Below are 21,192 nucleotides of genomic sequence, written 5' to 3' on the forward strand. Positions count from 1 at the left end.
ATGAGCGAAGTAGAGCAGGATCTAGACATCGCCATCGGGCACTACGCGGAACTTCTCGCGTCGAACCTGCATGCTCAGCGCGCCGCACACTTCCCTCCGGATGCAAAGAAGGTGATGCGCACTTTGACCAGCGGTGAAGCTGCTGAGCTCCTTGGCGTCGACCATACCTATCTTCGGAAGCTTCATCGAGAAGGAAAGATCGTTGACGTTGAGACGACGGCTGGAAGTCATCGTCGCTATACGCTCGACGATATCTGGGAAATCCGGCAGACGCTTGAAGGAAACGCAAAAAAGTCTGGAACTTACGTGCCTGGGCGTCGCGACGGTGACGACCTTCAAGTTATTTCAGTGGTGAACTTCAAGGGCGGGTCCGGCAAAACGACGACGTCTGCTCACCTCGCTCAGCGCTTGGCGCTCAAGGGGTACAGGGTTCTTGCGATCGATCTCGACCCCCAAGCATCTCTTTCGGCTCTTCACGGAATCCAGCCAGAACTCGACCTTATGGAGGGCGGAACCCTCTATGATGCCGTTCGCTATGACGATCCGGTTCCGATCGCCGAAGTGATCCGCAAGACCTACATCCGCGGCCTTGATCTTATCCCGGGCAACCTTGAACTCATGGAGTTCGAGCACGAGACGCCTGCTGCTATCCAGCGAGGCGGAGCGAAAGCGTTCTTCGCGAGAGTTCATGACGCACTCGATAGTGTTGAAGCGAACTACGACGTTGTTGTGATCGACTGCCCGCCGCAGCTTGGTTTCTTCACGATGTCAGCACTTTCCGCGTCCTCGGGTGTTCTCGTGACGGTTCACCCGCAGATGCTTGACCTTATGTCGATGTCCCAATTCCTGCGAATGACTGCGGATCTCCTGGGAGTGATCAGGGATGCAGGCGCAAATCTGCGCTTCGATTGGCTGCGCTTTTTGCCAACGCGATACAAAGTCGGCGACGCGCCACAAACCGAAGTCATCGCTTTCATTCGCGGGCTGTTTGGGAGGTCCGTCTTGACCAATCACATGGTTGAATCGACCGCAATTTCTGATGCCGGCTTGACCAAGCAAACGCTCTATGAAGCTGACAAGAAGGACTTCACGCGTCAGACGTTTGATCGTGCGATCGAATCCATGAACGCAGTCAACGATGAGATCGCTGAAATCATCCAGAACACATGGGGGCGGAATGGCAAGAAAGCCTAAACTCGGCCTGCCGCTGCAGACCCTTCGCAACGCTCCTGACGCTCTTGAAGGGCGCCGACTGCGTGGCGGTGTATTTGAGATCGATCCGGCGCAGATTGTTACCGAAGGTCGATTGGATGACAGGCTTCAGATTGAAGTTGAGGGCCTGAAGAACTCTATCTCCAAGAACGGTCAGCGTGTGCCTGTATTGGTCCGCCCACTTGAAGGCGATCGCTACAACCTGATCTATGGCCGCAGGCGCCTAGAAGCATGTCGCGAACTCGGTATCAAAGTTCGAGCCATCGTCACTGAAGTTGAGGGTGATCAAGCGCTTCGAGATCAGCTTCTCGAGAACCAAGAGCGTCGTGATCTGAGCTTTATTGAACGTGCGCTTGTGGCGACGGCGCTTCTGGCCGGTGACCATTTGGAAGGGGCTGAGCGCACCAATCGAGGTGTCGCCGAAGTCCTTAACCTCCACGAAGCTGGGGTTTCACAGCTCTTGAGTGTCGTTCGGACGGTCGGCGAGGAACTCATCCAGGCAATTGGTGCGGCTCCCGGGATTGGTCGCCCGAGATGGGAAGAGCTCAAAAAGGCTTTGGGTGCCTACGACGGTGATCGAGACCAACTGCAAGCCGTAGCTCATGCAGCCAAGTCCGAAAGTTCCGGCTCGGTCGATGAGGTTTCTGAGCGCGCGTTTCTCGCAGTTCTGGCAGCTGCGAAGAGCCCAGAGAAGAAAGCAAACCCGTCTGGAAAGGGCGTGCCTGCTGTGGCGATCCCCGGTGTCGGAGCTGCGACGGTCAAGACCGGCCGCCAAGGCAAGCAGCTTAAACTCGATCTGACTACGGATGAACCTGATTTTATCAGCTGGTTGGAGGGTAATGCCCCAAAGCTGATTACCGAGCTTCATGAGCGCTGGAAGCGTTCAGGAGACTGAGGAAGAGCAACCAACAAGAAGGAGGCACGATACAGGCAAAAAGAAAAAGGCCCCGAGAAGCTAGCTTCACGAGACCTTTGTAAGGTTTCGCACCGGGATCAGCCCGCTACAAAATCTCAGTTTTCGCACTTCTGAATGTAGCGTTCTGGCCCCTACCCCGCAAGCGCAAAGCGATTCGCGGGCCGTAGAAATTTTGCCTTCGTGAACGTTTTCATGGAGTACACACCGATTTCGCCGTTTATGCGGCCGATCTCGCACGCCCATCTGCGCGTGATCGAGCGACCCGATGCATCTGTTCCGGGCAGACCCGTCAACAAGTGGGAACTCCTGCGCGAGCTCTCCAAGGCGCAAGCGGCCTTTGGCGTGTCAGAACGTGATTTGACTGTTTTGCAGGGGCTCCTCAGCTTCTTTCCAGACGATGCACTTGGCGGGAACGCCGAGATGGTAGTCTTCCCCTCGAACAAGGCGATCTGTGAGCGCCTGAATGGTATGCCCTGCTCCACTATGCGTCGTCACCTCGCGCGTCTTGTCGAGGCTGGTTTGCTCCAGCGGCGTGATAGCCCCAATGGAAAGCGCTACGTCCGCAAGCACGGCGAAGAGCGCGTCGCCTTTGGCTTCGATCTTTCCCCGCTCTACTGCCAGTCCGAGGAGATAGCACGGGCCGCAGAGGCCGTACGTGAGGCTGAGGAGCGCGTCAGGCGTCTGAGAGAAGTTGTAAGCCTCATGCGGCGTGATCTCGCGGCCCTCGCGGAGTTCGGAGACGAGATGCAGCCAGGCCTAGGCATCTGGGACCAGCTTCGTGACAAAGCTATCCTCACAGCGCGCGCGCTTCGCCGCAAGCTTTCAATTGAGGACCTCGCGGCCTATCGAGCAGATCTTGAAGCTCTCCTCGATCAGGCACGCAACATCATTGATGGCTCTGAAACAGAAGAAATGAACACCAATGATGCTCGATCTGAGCGTCACCATCATAATTCAAATAAAGAATCTATAGATCTTGAACCTGCTTTAGAAAAAAGCGGGGCGGCGGCCGACGTGCCAGATGTGGACAGGAATGAGCCCGTGGCTGACGTCGATGAACAGGACACAAGACACTTGCCAAAGATCCCGCTGCACCTGGTGATCGCGGCATGTCCCTCGCTCAAGACCTTCTACCAAGGCGAAATCCGGCATTGGCACCAGCTTTTCGATGCGGCATGCCATGTGCGACCAGCCATGGGGATCAGTGCATCTGCATGGGAAGAAGCGCAGCGGTTCATGGGTCCGGAGCAAGCGTCGATCGTCGTTTCTGCCATGCTGGAACGCTTTGAGGACATTAGATCGCCTGGTGGATACTTGCGAGCTCTGACTGCCAAAGCTGTGGCCGGTGAGTTTTCCTGTGGGCCGATGGTCATGGCATTGATTGGGCGACGATCTGCAGCTTAACAGCTGTTAAGGTTGAGAGACTGCGTACTGTTCCGCCACCTCGGGATTGACGACTTAACAGCTGTTAAGGTCCGGTCTCGGGAGCGCCAGAACAGGAGAGGGAAAGGTTTGTTGGTTTGAGGGGTGACGGGAAGTGAGATCGGAAGAGTGGCTTCCGGCGCCCGTCGTGGAGAAGATTTGATGGCGAAATCTGCCCAGAAAGTCACCCTGTCCCCGTCCCGGGACATTCCCTTCGACAAGCTCGTGCTGAGCCAGTCCAACGTCCGGCGCATCAAGGCCGGCATCTCGGTCGAGGAACTGGCCGAAGACATCGCCCGCCGCGGATTGCTGCAGAGCCTGAGCGTTCGGCCCGTTCTGGCGGATGACGGGTCCGAGACCGGCAAGTTCGAAATCCCCGCTGGCGGCCGGCGCTTCCAAGCACTCTCGCTCCTGGTGAAGCAGAAGCGTCTGGCCAAGACGACGCCCATCCCCTGCATCGTACGGGATGCCACTTCCGCGATCCTCGCCGAAGACGACTCGCTCGCTGAGAACATGCAGCGTGCAGCCCTGCATCCGCTCGACCAGTTCCGCGCCTTCGTTGCTTTGCGGGAGAAGGGTCAAGGCGATGAAGAGATCGCAGCCGCCTTCTTCGTCACGCCGCAGGTGGTGAAGCAGCGCCTGAAACTCGCCGCCGTGGCCCCTGCCCTGCTCGAGCTCTACGCCGAGGACGAGATGACGCTGGAGCAGCTGATGGCCTTCACGGTCAATCCGGATCACGAGCGTCAGATTCAAGTCTGGGAGGCGATCAAGTCTTCGTGGAACAAGGAGCCCTATCAGATCCGGCGGATGCTGACGGAAACCTCGGTGCGGGCATCGGACCGGCGCGCCGTCTTTGTCGGCGTCGAGTCGTACGAGGCGGCGGGCGGCACTATGTTGCATGACCTCTTCCAAGGCGATGACGGCGGTTGGCTAGAAGATCCTGCCCTGCTCGATCGTCTGGTCAGCGAAAAGCTTCAGGCTGAAGCCGAAGCGATTGCGACCGAAGGTTGGAAATGGATCGAGGTCTCGCTCGACCTGCCCTATGGCTACAGCCACGGTTTGCGGCGGCTAAGCGGAGACCCGGCGCCGATGACGGATGACGAAGGCGCGGCCCATGCCAAGCTGCTTGCCGAGTACCGGGCGCTCGAAGAGCAATACGAGGGCCAGGATGAATTCCCCGAAGAGATCGACGCGCGACTTGGCGAGTTGGAAGTCGCGATGGAGAAGCTCGAGGCCCGGCCGCTGATCTTCGACGATGAGGAGATCGCACGGGCAGGGGCGTTCGTGACGCTTGACCGCTATGGCGAGCTTGCCGTTTATCGGGGCTTCGTGCGGCCCGAGGATGAGCCTCGGGAAGATGCCGACGTCCACAGCGGTGAACAGGCGGCAGACGGGCAGGGCGTTGAGCTTTCAGCGGGGAGCAATGTGGATGGTATCGGCCACGGCACGGTGATCACCTCTGCCGGTCAGGCGCTTGGTGCCAACGTGCCTGACGACGAGGACGATGGTGCACTGAAGCCCTTGCCCGAGCGGCTGATCATGGAGCTGACGGCGCACCGGACATTGGCACTGCGCGAAGCTGTCGGTCGCTCCCCTGACGTCGCGTTGACGCTGCTGCTCCTGAAGCTCGTGGGTGACACCTTCCGGACGTCCAGTTCGGCGGGCAGCTGCCTCGAGGCTTCGGTCCGTCACGTCTACATGTCGGCGCAGGCGAGCGACCTGAAGGACAGCGTGGTGGCCAAGCTGGTGGACGATCGCCACGCGGAGTGGGAGACCGACCTTCCGCTTGGGGACGATGCCGCTCTCTGGGATTACCTGACCTCCCTCGATCAGGTGAGCCGGCTGTCCCTGCTCGCGCATTGCCTCAGCTTCGGGATCAACGCGCTCCACGAGAAGGTGAACCCCTATGGTGCTGGTATCTCGGCCTGCGGTTTGACAAGGCGGATGACCCAGTCCGACTTGGTCGCACAGGCGGTCGAACTCGACATGGTCGAGGCGGGCTGGAAGCCGACGGCCGATACCTACCTGAACCGCGTGCCCAAGGTGCGGATCCTCGAGGCTGTGCGCGAGGCGAAAGGGGAGGGGACGGCGCAGCTCCTCGATCATCTGAAGAAGGGCGAGATGGCGACCGAAGCCGAGCGTCTCTTGAAAGGCAGCGGCTGGTTGCCGGAGGTTCTTCGCCGTCACGACCTCGAGGCACTCGACGGTGTGGAAGGGCAGGGGGCGTCTGACTCCGACACCGAGCAGGCCGAAGATGTCGACCTGCCCGCCTTCCTTACAGCGGACTTGCCGAGCAATGAGGCATCGATGATGGCCGCGGAGTGATCTGCGCCATCCGAGGGCGGGGAAACCCGCCCTCAATCACATAAAAATCAACAATATCAATAAGATGAATGCAATTTTGTGCATTCAGAATGAGGAATCATGTCTGCAACCACCATTCTCGACACCGCGCCCCTGGGGGCGCTCATTCGCTACACCGACAACAGTCCGAAACCGCCTGCGCGGTTCACGAAGAAACTCGCGGCCTGGGAGCGCTCGAACGGCGTTGGCCGTCTCGTCAAGAAGGAGCCGCCACGACCCTATCCGACCTGGACGGCGCCGGCGTCGTTCACGCTGCACGAGGGGAACTTCTCCTCGGACGGGGTCATACTCGTGACGATCATGCGGACCCATTCGGCGGATAGCGCCTTGACCTTCGAGGTCGCTGAGGAACCACAGCCCGGGCAGGTGCGTGTCCTTTTGGATTTCGGCGGTTGCACGGAGCTGCTCCACCTGGCCGAGTCTGTCACGGCTGCGGAACTCTGGATCGCCAGAGAAGGCTATCGTAACGCGCGGCTGGAGATTGTCGGCAGCGAGGACGGCGATAGGGCAGGGAACGCAGAACTCGCCGCCTGAGCCTGAAAAATCCAAGGGGCCCGCCAAAGTGCGGGCCTCTCACCAATCACGACCCTGTCCTGCGAGATCGCGGGGCACCATAGGATCCAATTCAACACGGAAGGAGGTCTTCTACCAAATGTCTGCCGGGAGGCTGGCAGCGATAGCATCAGCGGGACACCCGGCTCCAGTCAGCGGTCGCACCATCCCCCGCTCGCCATTCCCTTCCTTGCCCCGAATCCTGTCTTCGAGATCAACCCGCGTATGTGGAACGGCCCGCGGTGCAAGGATGCTTTTCAGTCGATTTCACCACATGAGGACGGTGCGGTCACCGAATGGCACCGCATCACCTGCTTCAACGGTCTCGGCAAGACGGTCGCCGAGCATTGCGAAAAGGGCATGAAGGTCCTCGTCCACGGCCGCATCCACTACACCAAATGGATCGACAGCATGGGGAACGACCGCTACGGCTGCGAGATCATCGCCGAGAAGGTCGACTTCCTGAGCCGCCCGAAGTCGGCCGAGAACGAAAACCCCGAGCTGGTCGACCGCGACGACGAGATCCCGTTCTGAGGAACGGGGTCTCCCCCTTCGGGCCCGGCGGGTTACCCCGCCGGGTTTGGCGGATTGCCGCGAGGCGGTTTGGTGCCCATCTTTCTGATGCTGCACCAAGCGAAAACTCCCTCTAACCTCAGCATGCCGACACTGGACATCATGGGGAAAGATCATTTGATCTTTCTAACGACTTCGGTCCTTCCGCGCTCTCATTTTTGTTGGTGATGTCGGTACATGGTGTTGCATTGCTTTGCAGCAACACAACCAGTAGTATTGCGCCTGATTAGGAGTGACAGCAGATGAAATTGTCCAGGTTCAGAGTTTCCAATTTCCGGTCCGTGTCTGACAGCGGTTGGCTTGAGGCCGACGACGTGACAGCGCTGATTGGGGTCAATGAGTCTGGTAAGACGAATTTGCTGCTGCCACTTTGGAAGCTCAAGCCTGCCCAAGACGGTGAGATCCAACCGACGTCTGACTATCCGAAAACGATGTTCGGAGAAATCCGCAACGCGCCGGGCGACTATCACTTCATCGAAGCCGAGTTCGATACGGGTGCTTCCGGCGCTGCCATCGCGCAAGCCGCAGGTATTTCGGCTGAGATCGCTGAGACTGTCCGCGTCACGCGCTTCTTCGACGGTCACTACGACATCGAATTTCCAAAGCACCAACGGATCACCACCGTTACGCGGGAGTGGCTCGCGGGCAAGCTAACTGGGGCCGCAGGCGCAGTTGAAGCCGCGCAGGCTCTCAAGAAGGAATCCGAGCTGCAGCCTCAGTTGGTTCAAGGCCTCAGGGCCACCTCTGATGCGCTGCCCGACACGGAGAACCTTGGAGCGGTTCAATTGCGCGCGGCCATCAAGGCAGTCGATGGGCTAATACCCGAAGAGCCAGCAGAGACCAGCGTTATTGTCCCGTTGGTCAGGCAACTGGCATCAGAACTAGGCGACCAGCTCCGCGTGCTGATGACACCGCCACCAGGCCGTGTCGAAGGCGTTGAAGCAGTAGTCGTGAACGCAATCCCGCCATTTGTCTATTACTCCAACTACGGCAACCTCGATTCAGAAATCTACCTGCCGCATGTTGTTGAGAACCTCGTGCGACAGGATTTGGGGGCGAAAGAAGCCGCAAAGGCGAGAACGCTGCGGGTGCTGTTCAGCTTCGTACAGTTGGAGGCAAAGGAAATCTTAGAACTTGGACGTGACTTCAAAGAGGTGAATGGCCAGAATCGAGAGCCAACCGCAGATGAGATTGCCGCCATCGCGGAGCAAAAACGGACGCGCTCAATCCTGCTGCAATCCGCGGGCGCAACTCTGACCACTCGCTTTCGGGATTGGTGGAAGCAAGGCGATTACCGCTTCCGTTTTGAGGCGGACGGAAATCATTTTCGTATTTGGGTTGCTGACGACCGGCGTCCAACTGAGGTAGAACTTGAGAACCGAAGCACGGGTTTGCAGTGGTTCCTGAGTTTCTATCTTGTCTTCCTTGTCGAAAGCCGAGGCGACCACAAAAAAGCGGTGCTGCTCCTCGACGAACCAGGTGTGTCGCTGCACCCGCTTGCCCAACGTGACCTCTCTGCGTTCTTTGAAAGTCTGTCCCAGACCAACCAGATCATCTATACATCGCACTCGCCCTTCCTGGTCGATGCGGATCGACTTGAGAGGGCTCGTAAAGTCTATGTAGCGGCGGACGGCACCACGAAGGCGACACCAAATCTGCGACATAGCGAAGGCCGGGATGAGCAGGCGGGCGCGGCGTATGCCGTCCATTCTGCACTGAACCTGAGCGTCGCTGAGAGCCTACTTGTTGGTTGTCGGCCCGTGCTGGTCGAAGGCCCGTCGGATCAGCATTACCTGACTGCAATCAAGGCTCTCTTGGTCTCCGGCGCGAAAATTACGCCCAAACGAGAATTGGTCTTCCCACCCTCTGGCGGAACGAAGACAGCGCGTGTAGTGGCCAGCATCCTCACTGGTCGCGACGAAGTTCTGCCGATGATGCTGCTCGACGACGATGGTCCTGGCCGACAGATGCGCGCCAACTTGGCTCAGGGTCTGTATGCGGAAAGCCCGGACAAGGTGCTTAACGTCGCAGCCCATGTCGGCTACGAGCGTGCCGAGATCGAAGACCTGATACCATTTGACATCATCGCCGACGAACTGGACCGAATGGAACGCGAACCTGACGTTAGGTTCGCGGACGTTGTGCAGGCAGGCCTGCCAATTGTGGGCCAGATCGAAGCCTGGGCACAGGCGCAGGGCGTGCAACTTGACGAACATTGGAAAGTGCCGCTGTCGATCAAGGTCAAACAACGTATGCTGACACGGGGATTGAACGCGATCCCGCCGGATGTGGTGGTTCGGTGGGTCGGGTTGTTCGAGGCATTCTCGCCGCAAGACGCACCGTAGTGGCGCCTGAAGGCGCGCGTGGTAAGTGCAAAAAAGCTACCTTCGGTTCGAAACAACATCAACACCAGCTTGGTCCCGTATTGCTCGGACTTTTTAAAGAGTGAGAGGCGAGCCGGTTTCCCAGTGACAGGTTGAAGGCTGGGAGAGTGGCTCCCGGGTAAGCGCCGTCTCCGTCCCATTGGGATTTGGGGTGCGCTTGGGAGCGCGAGTTGGGTGCGTTGGGGGGCGAGTGCCGGTTAGTGAAGCTCACAATGAGCTCAGCCGGGAGTCCCGGATGTGCTCATTGTGAGGTCTTGGTCGCTGCCGCGTAGGCCCATGGCATCAAGGCGTCTATGTCCTTGTCGAGGTGGCCGGTGGCGATGCTTGTGAAGAGATCGCGCAGGTAGGCGTAAGGCTCCACGTCGTTCAGCTTGCAGGTGCCGATCAGGCTGGCGAAGCGGGCCCAGTTGCGGCCACCCTCGTCGTGGCCGGCGAAGAGCGCATTGCGGCGGTTCATGGCCGGGCTGCGGATGGCGTTCTCGACCAGGTTGGAGTCCATGTCGACATGGCCATCGTCGAGGAACAGCCGGAAGCCGTCCTGGCGGCGCAGCATGTAGTGCAGGGCCTTGCCGAGATCCGACTTGCGCGAGGTCCGGTCGGCCTGGGCGGCGAGCCAGGCGAAGAATTTATCGACCAGGGGGCGGGACTGCTCCTGCCGGATGGTGCGGCGCAGGCCGGCATCCTTGCCGCGGATGGCGGCCTCGATCCGATAGAGCGCGGCGATGCGCGCCAGCGCCTCGTCGACAATGGGCGAGCCGGCCTTCGGTCTGGCCGCGATGAGCTTCCTGCGGCCGTGCGACCAGCAGAACGCCAGCGCAAGCGGCTTGCCGCCCTTCCGGTCGGGCTTGGCCAGATGGGTGTAGCCGCCATAGGCGTCGACCTGAATCGTCCCGTCGAACCCGTCGAGGATCTCGTCGGCGTTCTCGCCGGCGCGGCCCGGGCGATAGTGGAACACCACGCCGGGCGGGGCGGGACCGCCCCAACCGCGATCGTCACGTAGCACCGCCCAGAGATATCCGGTCTTCGTCTTGCCGCGCCCTGGGTCCAGGACCGGGGCTGTGGTCTCGTCGACATAGAGGCGGGTGCCGCCGGTCTTCAGAAGCACCGTCATGCGCTCGACCACGGGCGCGATCAGCGCGCCGGTCCGGCCCATCCAGTCGGCCAGCACCGAGCGGTCGATGGGCACCCCGTGCCGGGCCATGACCAGCGACTGCCGGTTCAAGGGCATGTGTTCAGAATGCTTGGCGACCGCGATCTGCGCGAGCAGCGCCTCGGTAGGCCAGCTGCCTTCGAGCAGATGCGCCGGGGCTTTTGCCTGCACCACACCGGCCCGGCCCTTGGGGCAGGCGTATCTGGGTCGCACCGTGACGATCACCTGATACCGCGCGGGGATGCAATCCAGCCGCTTGCTGCGGTCCTCGCCGATCCGGACCATGTCGCCACAGCCACAAGGACAGGCGATGCTGTCGGGCTCGACCACCCGCTCCACATGCGGCAGGCCTTCGGGCAGCGCCCGGGCTTTGCGCGGTTTACGCCGAGCTTTCTTCTCGGGATCGAGCGTGCTGGCGGCGATCTTCTCTTCGACCGCAGCGATGCGCGCCTCGGTCTCGGCGATGGCAGTCTCGAGGTCTTCCAGTGCCAGGTCCAGCTGGGCGGGGTCCAGCTTCTCGGACTTCGGCCCGAACTTCGCGCGGCGATACTGCTGGATCTGGCCTTCCAGCGTCACCACCAGCTCCTTGAGCTCGGCGATGAACGCCTCCTTCTCGGCCACCACCGCTTGCTCGTGCTGGCGTGCCGCGCGTTCGACCGAGGCCTCGAACCGGGCGGCCTCCAGCGCCTCGTGCTGCGCTGCAAAGGCCGCCACCACCTCGGGCGGGAGGTCAGGAAAGCGGCTCAGATCGAGGGGCTGCGACATGGCCCTTTCTATCCGATCCCGGCAGGGAAGCCCAACAAAACAACGCCCGGAACGACGACCTGAGTCACCCCGCCGCAGTCGGCACCGTCACCCGCTGCGCCATCACCCGCCGCCAATCCAGGCCCTCGACCAGCGCCTCGCATTGCGCCCGTGACAGCCGCATCACCCCGTCCTGAACCTTCGGCCAGGCGAACTTGCCCTGCTCCAGGACCTTATACACCAGCACCATGCCGGTGCCGTCCCACACCAGGATCTTCAATCTGTCGCCGCGCTTCGATCGGAAGATCACCATCACCCCGGAATGCGGATCGAGCCGCAGCGTGTTCTGAACGATCAGTGCCAGCGCCTGATGACCGCAACGGAAGTCCACCGGTCGGGTCGCCACCAGGATCGGCAGCCGCTGCCCGGCGACGATCATGCCGACCTGCGCAGCGCACGCACAAGCGCCGCCGCCCGCTCCGCCGACACGTCGCCCGGCACGCGGACAATAATTCCGTCGCCAATCTCGATTCCGACGACCCCTTCGGCACCGCGCGCGGCATCAGGCGAGGCATCCACCTCGTCATCTACCGACACCGGCACGAACGCCGGCACCACGGTCGCGCCTACCGCCTCCATGGCATCCGCCGGCAGCGCCAGAAGCCCCTGTCGCGCCTGGCGCCGCCAGTCCGAGAGCTGATGCGGCGCAAGATCATGCCGCTGCGCGACATCCACAACTCGCACCCCGGGCTGGAAACTCTCCGCCACGATCCGGGCCTTCACCGCCTCAGGCCAGCGCCGATACCCCCGCGTCCGACGAACCACCTCGACACGACCAACGAACCCGTCGCCACCATCCGCCACCATCGCCCCCTTGCAGAAAACCACAAAGAGGCTCGCTCCTACGCAGCTCGCAGGAAACCCACGATATCAATGGGCTGGAGACGGCGCATACGCTCCCGGCGCCTGTCGCGGAGGAATGCCGATGGGCGTTGTGGAAGTACTGGATCCGGTTCGGCCGACGCGGGCTGGTGGCTGGAAAGTGGATGTGAGCCGGGGTGACCGGAATGGGCGGGTGTCGTCCGAATGGTTCAACAGGCCGGATGACGAGCGGTACCTGTCGCTCGACGATCTCTGGGCCAATGTGAAGGGTCGCTCTGAGCGCAGCCGCAGCCGGGTGGTGCAAACCGCCGACATCCGTGTCGAGGCAGCGCGCGACAGTGCAGAGCGGCTGCACTTGGTCCTGCCGAAAGCGCATGAGCCGGTCGCACCCACGCACTGGGCCTTCGGCCAGCTTGCCAGCATCGTCGGTGCCCCGGCATCCTACCTGCGGCAGCTTCCCGCGCCACTGGCGGGGATCAACCTGCAGTACGGTCTGACCAACCACCGCGCCGAGCAGGTGAAGACTTTCGAGACGGAAGACGGCCGGACCGAACTGTGAACCGCGCCGGGTTTGCCGGAGGCTCCAACTCCTGAGTAAGGTGGAGCATCATGAGCAAGACAACGAACAAGTTTTCTCCGGAAGTGCGTGAACGCGCGGTGCGGTTGGTCCTGGACAATGAGGGTCAGCATGGATCGCGGTGGCAGGCAGTCATGTCGATTTCGGCGAAGATCGGCTGTGCGCCGCAGACCTTGAACGATTGGGTCAAGAAGGCCGAGGTTGATAGCGGCAAGCGTCCGGGCGTCTCCAGCGAGATGGCCGAGAAGATGAAGGCGCTGGAACGCGAGAACCGCGAGTTGCGCCAGGCGAACGAGATCCTTCGCAAGGCGTCAGCATATTTTGCGATGGCGGAGCTCGACCGCCGGTCGAAGTGATGGTGGGTTTCATCGACGCGCACCGGGATGCGCACGGGGTCGAGCCGATCTGCGACGTGCTGCCGATCGCCCCGTCCACCTATTATGATCACCTTGCGAAGCGGGCCGATCCGTCTCGGCTGTCGGATCGGGCACGTCGGGACGAAGCGCTGCGCCCCGAGATCCTGCGCGTGTTCGAAGAGAACTGGCGGGTCTATGGTGTCCGGAAGGTCTGGCGACAGCTTGGCCGTGAGGGCTTCGATGTCGCGCGATGCACGGTGGCACGGCTGATGAAGAGCATGGGTATTCAGGGCATTATCCGCGGCAAGCCGCACAGGACGACGATCCCGGACAAGAAAGCTCCCTGTCCGCTGGACAAGGTGAACCGCCAGTTCCGCGTTCCGGCCCCGAACATGCTGTGGGTGTCGGATTTCACCTATGTCGCCACCTGGAAGGGTTTCGTCTATGTCGCCTTTGTCATCGATGCCTATGCTCGCAAGATCGTTGGCTGGCGCGTCAGCAGTTCGGCGCATGCGGGGTTCGTTCTCGATGCCCTAGAGCAGGCGGTGCATGATCGCCGCCCGGGAAAGGGCATGGGGCTGGTTCACCACAGCGACAGGGGCTCGCAATACCTGTCTATTCGCTACACTGAGCGCTTGGCGGAGGCCGGTATCGAACCCTCGGTGGGCAGCGTCGGCGACAGTTACGACAACGCCTTGGCCGAGACGATCAATGGCCTGTTCAAGGCGGAGGTCATCCACCGCCGTGGCCCATGGCGCAGCTTGGAAGCCGTGGAATACGCGACGCTCGAATGGGTGGACTGGTTCAACAACCGCCGTCTTCTCGAGCCCATAGGGAACATCCCGCCCGCAGAAGCCGAGGCCAACTTCTATGCAGCTCTGGAAACTGAAGCCATGGCTGCGTAACTAACGTCAATCAGCCTCCGGAAAACCCGGCGCGGTTCACTGGCGGTGCAGGAGATGTTCGGGCTCGACCCGTTCTGCGGGGCGGTCTTCGTCTTCCGGGCGAAGCGGGCAGATCGTATCAAGATGCTGGTCTGGGACCAGACCGGGATGGTGCTCGTTCACAAGCGCCTCGAGGGCGGCAAGTTCGTCTGGCCGCAGGTGCGGGATGGGGTGATGCGCCTGTCCTCGGCGCAGCTGGCGGCGCTGTTCGAGGGGTTGGACTGGAGACTGGTAAGACCCGAGCGGGTGCGCCGCCCGCTGGTTGCAGGGTAAGTGCGTCCGACGCACTGGAGGCCCCGTTTTTACTGGCCAGAACGGCATCAGCGTGATTCACTTCAGGCATGGATGCCGACACTCTCAGCCGCGAGAACGCTCATCTGAAGGCCCGCCTCGCGGAGGTCGAGGCAGCGCTCGCGGAGGTGCAGGAGGCAAACCGCCGGCTGGAGGGTATCCTGCGCACCTCGCAGCGCGAGCGCTTTGGCAAGAGTTCCGAGAAGTTGTCACCCGACCAGTTCAATTTGCCGCTCGAGGACGCCGAACTGGCCCAGGGCGTGCTTGAGGCCGCACAGGAGAAGGCTGAAGCCGCGCTTGCCCGGGCGCGAGGGGAAGAACCTCGCAAGCCCGCGCGCAACCGTGGGCATCTGCCGGCGCATCTGCCCCGGGTCGAGCGCGTGATCGAGCCGGCCAGCACCCTTTGCCCCTGCGGTTGTGGTGAGATGGCCCGGATCGGGGAGGATGTCTCCGAGCGGCTCGACGTGATCCCGGCGCAGTTCCAGGTTCTTGTGACGCGGCGCCCCAGATATGCCTGTCGCCGCTGCTCGCAGGCCGTAGTGCAGGCTCATGCGCCCGAGCACGTCGTGCCGGGCGGCCTGCCCACCGAGCGGCTGATCGCATGGATCATCATCTCGAAGTTCGGCGACCACCTTCCGTTTTACCGCCAGGCGGGGATCTTCGAGCGGCAGGGGCTCCACCTCGACCGCGGCACACTCGGCAATTGGGTCGGCCGCGCCTGCTTCCACCTGATGCCCGTGATCGACCACATGAAGGTCCACCTGCGCGTCGCCGACCGGATCTTCGTCGACGAGACCCGCGCGCCTGTTCTGGAGCCGGGCCGGAAGGCCACCAAGAGCGGCTACTTCTGGGCCGTCGTATCCGACGATCGCGGGCATGGCGGTGCCGGCCCGCCCCTCGTGCTGTTCCACTACGCTCCCGGTCGGGGACGGGAACATCCGCTTAGGTTCCTGGCCGGATACCGCGGCCGGTTCCTGCAATGCGACGCCTACCAATCCTACAATGCGCTGACCGAGATCACGCGCGATGAGGGGCCGTGGCAGCTGGTCTATTGCTGGACCCACGTCCGCCGCCGCTTCGTCAAACGCGTCGAGAGCGATGGCTCGCCCATCGCCGAGGAGATGCTGCGCCAGATCGCATTGCTGTATCAGATCGAAAAGACCGTGCGCGGCAAGGACCCGGCCGTCCGCATGGCCACCCGACGCGAGCAATCCGCCCCGATCATCTCCGCGCTCAAGCCCTGGCTGGAGACCCAGCTCTCGCGCATCCCGCGGAAGTCCCTGCTGGCCGAGGATATCCGCTACACCCTCGCGCACTGGCCCGGCCTGATCCGCTTTATCGACGATGGCACCCTCGAGCTGGACACCAACCCGGTCGAAAACCAGATCCGTCCGATCGCGAGTGGTGAGTCATTGTGCCCCTCTTCTTCAAGTATCTGGAAACATTTGAAGTTGGTCTCGGCTAACGGTGTGACGCGGGCGCCCTTTCTGCCGGAGGGCCTTGATGACGTCATCATTCTCAAGATCATCGGCCCGGATTTGCCATGGCGCGCCCGGAACGACCTGCTCGGCAGGCAGGATCCCGTCCTGGATCATCCGCCGCACGACATGGCTGGTCACCCCGAGTTTTGCCGCGGCCTCGCGCATTGTGAGCCATGCTCCGTCCTTCTCGGCCGAGCGAAAGGCGTGGATCCCGCGGACCCTGCGGATGGAGGCCACCCGGTGCGCCGTCCATGTCTTGTCCTGGCCGGTCCGCACGCCCATCCGGTTCAAGGTTGCCGCGATATCGGCGTCGGAAAAGCGCGTTGCCATGCTTTCCATCACGACAAGGGCCTGCTCAGGCGTCTGGCAACCGTGCTCCCCCGTCCGTGGCTTGCGCACCCGCAATTGCGAATGCTGACCGCCTTGCCAGTGGATCGTCAGCACGACCTCCCGTGTCGCGTCATCGACATCGGCGATGATGTCCGGGATCAGCGCCCGGATCAGTTGCTGGCGGCTTCGGGTCGTGACGCCCTGCGCCGACCAGGCTGCGGAGAGGTCCGCCGCCAAGCCCTCGAAGTCGGGCATCGGCGCGGTCGGGTCCAAGGTATCCGTTGCGGCAAGGCGCGCCCGGCAAGCCTCGACGCGCCGCAACGCAGCTTCCCAATGCTTCTCGAGCTGGGCTGCGATAAGCCGGTTCTCCGGGTCGCAGGCGGCATAGCGCCGTTCCGCCAGCGAAGCATCGTATTCTGACTGCTGCAGGTCGAGTTCGGCTACGCGCCGGCGCTCGGCCTCTCCTTCCCTGTGCATTCGCTCCGCCTCCAGCGCGGCCTCGATCGCCATCGGCTCGACCACGCGCAGTATCTCCGATGCGATCGCGGCGTCCACACGGGATCCGCCGAAGCTGAGGCAGCGCGGTAGGCCGAGCATGAGATTGGGCCGGTCGCAGCGATAGGTCGGACGCCCCGGCGGGGCGCCGGCATAGGCGACCGCCAGGCCGCGGCCACAGCGCCCGCAGGTCAGCATGCCCGCGAGAAGGGCACGGCCGCCACGCCCGGACTTCTGCCCGCCCGCCCGTCCATAGGCATTGGCTGCGAGCAGCATCTGGTTCCGCTCGTATTCCGCCCAGTCGATATAGGCGGCATGATGATCGCGGATCAGCACGTCCCACGCCTCCGGCGGCTTGCCATGGCCGTAGGACTTACGGGCGCGGCCGTCGACCAGTTCGATGCGCTTCTCACTCTTTCCATAGACATAGGCCCCTGCGTAGAAGGGATTCTTCAGCAGCCCGATGACATTGCGGTAGCGGATCGCTGTCCAGTCGAAGGAGGTCAGGCGTTTGCCGTCCGAGGGGCGTGGAAAGAACACCCCCTCCGCCGCCAGCGACAGATGCGTCTGCCGTGCGCTGCCGAGCTGGCGAAACCGCTCGAAGATCAGCCGGATTACCTGCTGGAGCCGGAAGTCAGGATCGAGACCGAGGCCGACCTCGCGATGCCAGATATAGCCGATCGGCACGCTGATCCGAAGTTCGCCACGGCGCGCCTTCGCCCGGGCGGCGTCAAGCATGCGCGCCCGGATCACCCCGAGCTCGAACTCGCTGATGCTGCCCTTCATGCCGAGCAGCAGGCGGTCGTTCGGCAGGCAGGGATCGTAGATGCCATCGAGGTCGATGACACGCGCCTCGACAAGCCCGCACAGTTCGAGCAGGTGGTGCCAGTCCCTGCCGTTGCGCGCCAGCCGCGAAGCGTCAAAGCAGAGCACGGCGCCGACTTCCCCGGCGCACAAGGCGGCGACAAGCTTCTCGAAGCCGGGCCGGGCCACCATGCCGCTGGCGGAGCGGCCGAGATCGTCGTCGATCACATCCACGGTCCTGAAACCACGACGACGCGCGACCTCGACCAGTTCATATTGCCGTCGCCGGCTCTCGGTGTTGAGCTCCACCTGGGCCGGGGTCGATTGGCGCACATAGACCACCGCCTTGCGCTGCAGGATGGCCGGTGGAAGGAGATCACCGTCCATCATCGTCTTGCTCCAACTTGCTCGTTCCCGCCGCTTCGGCCAGCAGAATGGCCAGGCGCGTCAATACCTGCTGGCGCTCCCGTGGGCTCATTCCGCGCAACCGCTCCGAGTCGAACTGCATCTGCAGTTGCCTGGGGCTCGACGGCCCGGTGGGCAGGTCTTGCATCGGTCTGTTCCTTTCCGGCGATGACATCACCGGAAGAGCTTCGCCGAAGACCGCGCCGAGTCAGAAGGTCATCGAGATCCGACAGGGCCGCGAGCGATACGCGCGGTGTGCCGAGGTTCATGCCCGCGCAGGCTACCGGATCGAGCATCCATGCGGCCACGACCGTAAATATCCCAGGCAGCACCTCGATATGGAAGAACTGACCGGACTTGCGTCGGTCGACACGCTCGACCCGAAACTGTCGGCCGAAAAGCGCGTGCCACCGGTAATGCACCTCAACAAATTGCCCGACATGGGCAGAATGAACGGGTGATGGCGCTGACCCGGAAGAACGCCCTCTTCGCCGGGAACGAAATCGGCGCCGAGAACTGGGCCATGCTCGCCTCGCTGGTTGCCACCTGCAAGCTGTCCGGCGTGAACCCCGTCGACTACCTCGCCGATACCCTCCGCCGCGATCCGCGCCCGCTCCGACTTCGTGCGCCGCCGGCGCCCGGTCGGCCCCTCGATCACCTCCAGCCGCGAAACCCCGCCGCCCAAGGAGCCGTCCAAATGGACGCCAACTTTGCCGTCTCGTTCCAAGCCAACACCTCCGACACTCATGCGCACAGAGAATGGCCCGGTCAGATCAGAAGCGGCAGGAGGGGATCAGCGTCGCGCTTACGGTAGTTGAACGGTCTCACGCGACATCTGCGAACTGGATCCCCTTATCAGTCAAAATTGTGTGCACCTAGCATGGCACGGCCTTGAGCATGTGCTGAAGGAACTCGGAAGCCGTCTTTCTGTCAGCAGTTGCAATGAGTTGAGCGACGGCGAACTTGGCTGTGCGGTCAATGCCAACGAACAGATACAGCTTGCCCTTGGCGGTCTGCACCTCGGCGATGTTGAACTCGAAGAAGCCGATGGGGTAGCGTTTGAACTTCTGGCGCTTCGGCTTGTCGCCTTCGATATCCGGCAGGCGCGAGATACCGTGACGCTGCAGACAGCGGTGCAGCGCCGACCTGTCAGGTGGGGGATCGAGGGCTGCAGGGCATAAAGGCAGTCGTCCAGCTGCAACAGGGTGTGCCGCCGGAAGGCGACGACAATTGCCTCCTCAGCCTCGGACCGAACCGTCAAACGCGGCTCCGTCGGACCGATCTTCATGTCCTCAGCCGTGGCCCGCTTCCGCCACTTCGCAACAGTCTTCGGATTAATCCCAGCTCCCGGCTCAGCTACGAGAGCGAAGGTTACGATCGCCGTATTGCTGCTCTGACAGGGTGCGTGGTCGTGTCGCTGCCGTGACGAACTTGTCCCATACTGCTTCCTCCCATTCCCGGGAAAGGATTGCACCATGAAACCGTGGGATCAAGAACTTAGCCGGAGAGGGTAGCCGTCCTCAATTTCTCCCAAGCGGACTTTGCGAAGGTCACTTTGCAAAGAACTTCCTGCGGATTAGGTTTGCGATCACGCGATCGGCCACACGGGTGCAGCGCGCGCCGTCGAAGGGAAAGATCGATTCGAAACCGCCCATCAGACGGGCTTCAAGCTCAGCGCGCAGGCGCTTGCGTGCGCGGTAAAGCCGTGTCCTGACCGTGATCGGGTTCAGTAACAAGGTCCGCGCGATGGCCAGCAGGCCCAGTCCCTCTACCTCGTGAAGCAGAAAGACCAGTCTCAGTTCAGTCGGCAGGCCGGCAACCGCAGCCTCCAGCAAGGTGGAAATTTGCGACCGGCCAAGCGCCTCTTCGCTGCCTTCAAAGCCGTTGCCGGGAAAGACCACGACGGCGCTGTCGGTCGCATCCCGTTCAAGCACAGTATCATACTCCTCTTGGGGCCGGGCAGCACGGGCGCGCATTCGCGCAGCGTTGATGGTGATGCGAATGAGCCATGTTGAAAAGCGCGACTCGCCGCGAAACTGATCCAGCCGGGTGAAGGCCGCAAGATAGGCGTCTTGCACCGCATCTTCGGCCTCGGCATTCGTATCGAGGATCCCGCGCGCGACCCGGAAAAGCCGAGGATTGAGGCGGCGGACAAGCTCGCGCACCGCCGCCTCGTCCTGCGCCCGCGCCGCCAATACCAGCGTCGCTTCCTCCACTTCGCGCAGGCTATAGGCCGGGGGCGGACGTGGAGCGAGCGTCATGGCCGACCCGGAGGCATCACTCGCCCGGTCTGCAGAATGGCCTCGACGGACGGAAATCCGTCGAGTGCAACGGCGGGCAGATCGCTCGCCTCGGTTGCCGCCCCTTGCCAACCTTCGTCACCCGGCCTTCCGACAACGATCCGGCCGACCATCCCTGCGTGTTCATGCGGGAGGCAATAGAAGTCATAAACGCCGGGAACGGTCAGCAGGACCTCAAAACTGTCGCCGGGCAGCAGGAAGTCGCTATCCCAGGGCGCCGCCCCCGTTGGAATGCGTTGCGGCCGGTCAAACAGGGTGGGGTGATAGCAGGTTGAGGTGTGGCTGTTACCGGGATCGAGGTTTACAAAGCGCAGCGTCGTGCCAGCGGCAACCGCAAGCCCGACCGGGGCGAACCAGACATGCTCGCCCCGTGACGTGCCCTGCATCCTGATCTCTTCCAGCGGACCCGCAAGCACGAAGGCTGGCCCGATGAGAGCGACGACGCCGCCCCCACCAACCGCCAGCACCTGCCGACGGTTCGGCATCACTCTGCCAGCCTCGCCTTGGCATCCGCGCCGTGGAACAGCACGACATGCGCGTGCGGCTTTTCCACACCGGGATGCCCGGCGTTGTAATAGATGTCGACGGATGAAACCTCATTCGACCCGACGGCCAGATCGTTGTAGGACGTGCCGCCCTGCAAATCCTCGATCGGGGTCATGAATATCGTGGCGGCCAGTTTTCCGTCCCGATCATAGCCAAGAAAGGGCCCTGCCGGCAGGGTCGCGGGATCGACGAAAAGCGTGCCGAGTCCGGGCAGGAAGTCAGGCAACGGCACAAGTTCGCTGACCTTGGCATAGGGTGCAGGCGGCGGCGCGTCCTCTGGGACACTTTCGGCATGGGCAAGGCCGGGGACCGCGAGCATCAGGGCGATTCCAAGGGTTGCGGCAGACAGGTTGAGGAACATGGTCGTCTCCGTGGTTGATCGAGACCCTTTCGTGCGGTCTCGACTATTGGATGCGACAGCGTCCCAATCGTTCCCGGGTTCCGAAGATCTTTTTCGCGGCCCT

The 21,192-nt window shown here is 62.3% G+C and carries 15 protein-coding genes, 6 pseudogenes and 1 other annotated feature; of the genes and pseudogenes, 13 read left to right on the forward strand and 8 right to left on the reverse strand.

From position 1 onward, the window contains the following. Nucleotides 1–19 precede the first annotated feature (19 nt). From repA to ACNKFW_RS22235, 7 genes and pseudogenes are all read left to right on the forward strand, one after another. A pseudogene (repA, locus tag ACNKFW_RS22205) lies at nt 20–1,194 on the forward strand (plasmid partitioning protein RepA); the annotation flags it as partial. Next, nucleotides 1,178–2,107: a plasmid partitioning protein RepB gene (gene repB, locus ACNKFW_RS22210; protein ID WP_418025984.1), complete on the forward strand. Its 930-nt coding sequence runs from the start codon at nt 1,178–1,180 to the stop codon at nt 2,105–2,107. The pseudogene repA and the gene repB, both read left to right, overlap by 17 nt. A 213-nt stretch (nt 2,108–2,320) precedes the next feature. Continuing rightward, complete coding sequence (gene repC, locus ACNKFW_RS22215) at nt 2,321–3,532, forward strand: plasmid replication protein RepC (RefSeq protein WP_074646408.1); 1,212 nt, start codon at nt 2,321–2,323, stop codon at nt 3,530–3,532. A 180-nt stretch (nt 3,533–3,712) separates the two neighbouring features. Continuing rightward, nucleotides 3,713–5,875 (forward strand): ParB/RepB/Spo0J family partition protein, encoded by a 2,163-nt coding sequence (locus ACNKFW_RS22220; RefSeq protein WP_418025939.1) that lies wholly within the window; start codon nt 3,713–3,715, stop codon nt 5,873–5,875. A gap of 99 nt (nt 5,876–5,974) precedes the next feature. Further along, on the forward strand, nt 5,975–6,448 hold the full coding sequence (locus tag ACNKFW_RS22225; protein WP_418025941.1) for a hypothetical protein: 474 nt from the start codon (nt 5,975–5,977) through the stop codon (nt 6,446–6,448). Nucleotides 6,449–6,757: 309 nt separating this feature from the next. After that, a pseudogene (locus tag ACNKFW_RS22230) lies at nt 6,758–7,000 on the forward strand (single-stranded DNA-binding protein); the annotation flags it as partial. Between the two features lie 281 nt (nt 7,001–7,281). Then, nucleotides 7,282–9,384: an ATP-dependent nuclease gene (locus ACNKFW_RS22235; protein WP_418025943.1), complete on the forward strand. Its 2,103-nt coding sequence runs from the start codon at nt 7,282–7,284 to the stop codon at nt 9,382–9,384. A 280-nt stretch (nt 9,385–9,664) separates the two neighbouring features. Here ACNKFW_RS22235 and ACNKFW_RS22240 read toward each other — a convergent pair whose 3' ends face one another. The 3 genes from ACNKFW_RS22240 to tnpA form a co-directional block, all read right to left on the reverse strand. Next, nucleotides 9,665–11,338, reverse strand: a complete 1,674-nt coding sequence (locus ACNKFW_RS22240; RefSeq protein WP_024844429.1) for an IS66-like element ISPpa7 family transposase — start codon at nt 11,336–11,338, stop codon at nt 9,665–9,667. A 64-nt stretch (nt 11,339–11,402) separates the two neighbouring features. Further along, nucleotides 11,403–11,756: an IS66 family insertion sequence element accessory protein TnpB gene (tnpB, locus tag ACNKFW_RS22245; RefSeq protein WP_028710877.1), complete on the reverse strand. Its 354-nt coding sequence runs from the start codon at nt 11,754–11,756 to the stop codon at nt 11,403–11,405. Then, entirely contained in the window at nt 11,753–12,184 is a 432-nt protein-coding gene (tnpA, locus tag ACNKFW_RS22250) for an IS66-like element accessory protein TnpA (RefSeq protein ID WP_143091340.1), read from the reverse strand. Before tnpA ends, tnpB (ACNKFW_RS22245) begins: the two co-directional genes overlap by 4 nt. Nucleotides 12,185–12,302: 118 nt before the next feature. On the opposite strand from tnpA, the pseudogene ACNKFW_RS22255 reads away from it, so the two are divergent. The 4 genes and pseudogenes from ACNKFW_RS22255 to tnpC form a co-directional block, all read left to right on the forward strand. Then, nucleotides 12,303–12,755 (forward strand): annotated as a pseudogene (locus tag ACNKFW_RS22255) (DUF932 domain-containing protein); the annotation flags it as partial. A gap of 53 nt (nt 12,756–12,808) precedes the next feature. Further along, a protein-coding gene (locus ACNKFW_RS22260; RefSeq protein ID WP_179921265.1) for an IS3 family transposase occupies nt 12,809–14,037 on the forward strand; the annotation gives its coding sequence in 2 pieces (ribosomal slippage) (nt 12,809–13,097 and nt 13,097–14,037; 1,230 coding nt in all). After that, nucleotides 13,090–13,206, forward strand: a sequence feature (AL1L pseudoknot). (Overlaps the previous gene by 117 nt.) Before the next feature lie 54 nt (nt 14,038–14,091). Beyond that, a complete protein-coding gene (gene tnpB / locus ACNKFW_RS22265; protein ID WP_418025945.1) occupies nt 14,092–14,349 on the forward strand; it encodes an IS66 family insertion sequence element accessory protein TnpB in 258 nt (85 codons plus the stop codon). A 68-nt stretch (nt 14,350–14,417) separates the two neighbouring features. Further along, nucleotides 14,418–15,716: pseudogene (gene tnpC / locus ACNKFW_RS22270) on the forward strand (IS66 family transposase); the annotation flags it as partial. 78 nt (nt 15,717–15,794) lie between these two features. On the opposite strand, the gene ACNKFW_RS22275 reads toward tnpC, so the two are convergent. Next, nucleotides 15,795–17,867, reverse strand: a complete 2,073-nt coding sequence (locus ACNKFW_RS22275) for a recombinase family protein (protein WP_418025947.1) — start codon at nt 17,865–17,867, stop codon at nt 15,795–15,797. Nucleotides 17,868–17,911: 44 nt separating this feature from the next. On the opposite strand from ACNKFW_RS22275, the gene ACNKFW_RS22280 reads away from it, so the two are divergent. Together ACNKFW_RS22280 and ACNKFW_RS22285 are read left to right on the forward strand one after the other, a co-directional pair. Further along, on the forward strand, nt 17,912–18,343 hold the full coding sequence (locus tag ACNKFW_RS22280) for a hypothetical protein (protein WP_353428844.1): 432 nt from the start codon (nt 17,912–17,914) through the stop codon (nt 18,341–18,343). Beyond that, a pseudogene (locus tag ACNKFW_RS22285) lies at nt 18,337–18,483 on the forward strand (transposase domain-containing protein); the annotation flags it as partial. The gene ACNKFW_RS22280 and the pseudogene ACNKFW_RS22285, both read left to right, overlap by 7 nt. Nucleotides 18,484–18,760: 277 nt before the next feature. Here ACNKFW_RS22285 and ACNKFW_RS22290 read toward each other — a convergent pair. From ACNKFW_RS22290 to ACNKFW_RS22305, 4 genes and pseudogenes are all read right to left on the reverse strand, one after another. Beyond that, nucleotides 18,761–19,322: pseudogene (locus ACNKFW_RS22290) on the reverse strand (IS481 family transposase); the annotation flags it as partial. 110 nt (nt 19,323–19,432) lie between these two features. Continuing rightward, nucleotides 19,433–20,143: an RNA polymerase sigma factor gene (locus ACNKFW_RS22295; protein WP_418025949.1), complete on the reverse strand. Its 711-nt coding sequence runs from the start codon at nt 20,141–20,143 to the stop codon at nt 19,433–19,435. Beyond that, a complete protein-coding gene (locus ACNKFW_RS22300) occupies nt 20,140–20,667 on the reverse strand; it encodes a plastocyanin/azurin family copper-binding protein (RefSeq protein ID WP_418025951.1) in 528 nt (175 codons plus the stop codon). The genes ACNKFW_RS22295 and ACNKFW_RS22300 overlap by 4 nt, the downstream gene beginning before the upstream one ends. Continuing rightward, nucleotides 20,667–21,089: a hypothetical protein gene (locus tag ACNKFW_RS22305; protein WP_418025953.1), complete on the reverse strand. Its 423-nt coding sequence runs from the start codon at nt 21,087–21,089 to the stop codon at nt 20,667–20,669. The genes ACNKFW_RS22300 and ACNKFW_RS22305 overlap by 1 nt, the downstream gene beginning before the upstream one ends. Between the last annotated feature and the right edge of the window lie 103 nt (nt 21,090–21,192).

This window comes from Paracoccus sp. TD-10, assembly GCF_048270675.1.
GTDB lineage: Bacteria > Pseudomonadota > Alphaproteobacteria > Rhodobacterales > Rhodobacteraceae > Paracoccus > Paracoccus pantotrophus.

Bases quoted from the DNA above. Each gene is read 5' to 3' on its own strand.
- repB (WP_418025984.1), top strand. From the start codon at position 1,178: ATGGCAAGAAAGCCTAAACTCGGCCTGCCGCTGCAGACCCTTCGCAAC.
- repC (WP_074646408.1), top strand. From the start codon at position 2,321: ATGGAGTACACACCGATTTCGCCGTTTATGCGGCCGATCTCGCACGCC.
- ACNKFW_RS22220 (WP_418025939.1), top strand. From the start codon at position 3,713: ATGGCGAAATCTGCCCAGAAAGTCACCCTGTCCCCGTCCCGGGACATT.
- ACNKFW_RS22225 (WP_418025941.1), top strand. From the start codon at position 5,975: ATGTCTGCAACCACCATTCTCGACACCGCGCCCCTGGGGGCGCTCATT.
- ACNKFW_RS22235 (WP_418025943.1), top strand. From the start codon at position 7,282: ATGAAATTGTCCAGGTTCAGAGTTTCCAATTTCCGGTCCGTGTCTGAC.
- ACNKFW_RS22240 (WP_024844429.1), bottom strand. From the start codon at position 11,338: ATGTCGCAGCCCCTCGATCTGAGCCGCTTTCCTGACCTCCCGCCCGAG.
- tnpB (WP_028710877.1), bottom strand. From the start codon at position 11,756: ATGATCGTCGCCGGGCAGCGGCTGCCGATCCTGGTGGCGACCCGACCG.
- tnpA (WP_143091340.1), bottom strand. From the start codon at position 12,184: ATGGTGGCGGATGGTGGCGACGGGTTCGTTGGTCGTGTCGAGGTGGTT.
- tnpB (WP_418025945.1), top strand. From the start codon at position 14,092: ATGTTCGGGCTCGACCCGTTCTGCGGGGCGGTCTTCGTCTTCCGGGCG.
- ACNKFW_RS22275 (WP_418025947.1), bottom strand. From the start codon at position 17,867: ATGATGGACGGTGATCTCCTTCCACCGGCCATCCTGCAGCGCAAGGCG.
- ACNKFW_RS22280 (WP_353428844.1), top strand. From the start codon at position 17,912: ATGGCCAGGCGCGTCAATACCTGCTGGCGCTCCCGTGGGCTCATTCCG.
- ACNKFW_RS22295 (WP_418025949.1), bottom strand. From the start codon at position 20,143: ATGACGCTCGCTCCACGTCCGCCCCCGGCCTATAGCCTGCGCGAAGTG.
- ACNKFW_RS22300 (WP_418025951.1), bottom strand. From the start codon at position 20,667: ATGCCGAACCGTCGGCAGGTGCTGGCGGTTGGTGGGGGCGGCGTCGTC.
- ACNKFW_RS22305 (WP_418025953.1), bottom strand. From the start codon at position 21,089: ATGTTCCTCAACCTGTCTGCCGCAACCCTTGGAATCGCCCTGATGCTC.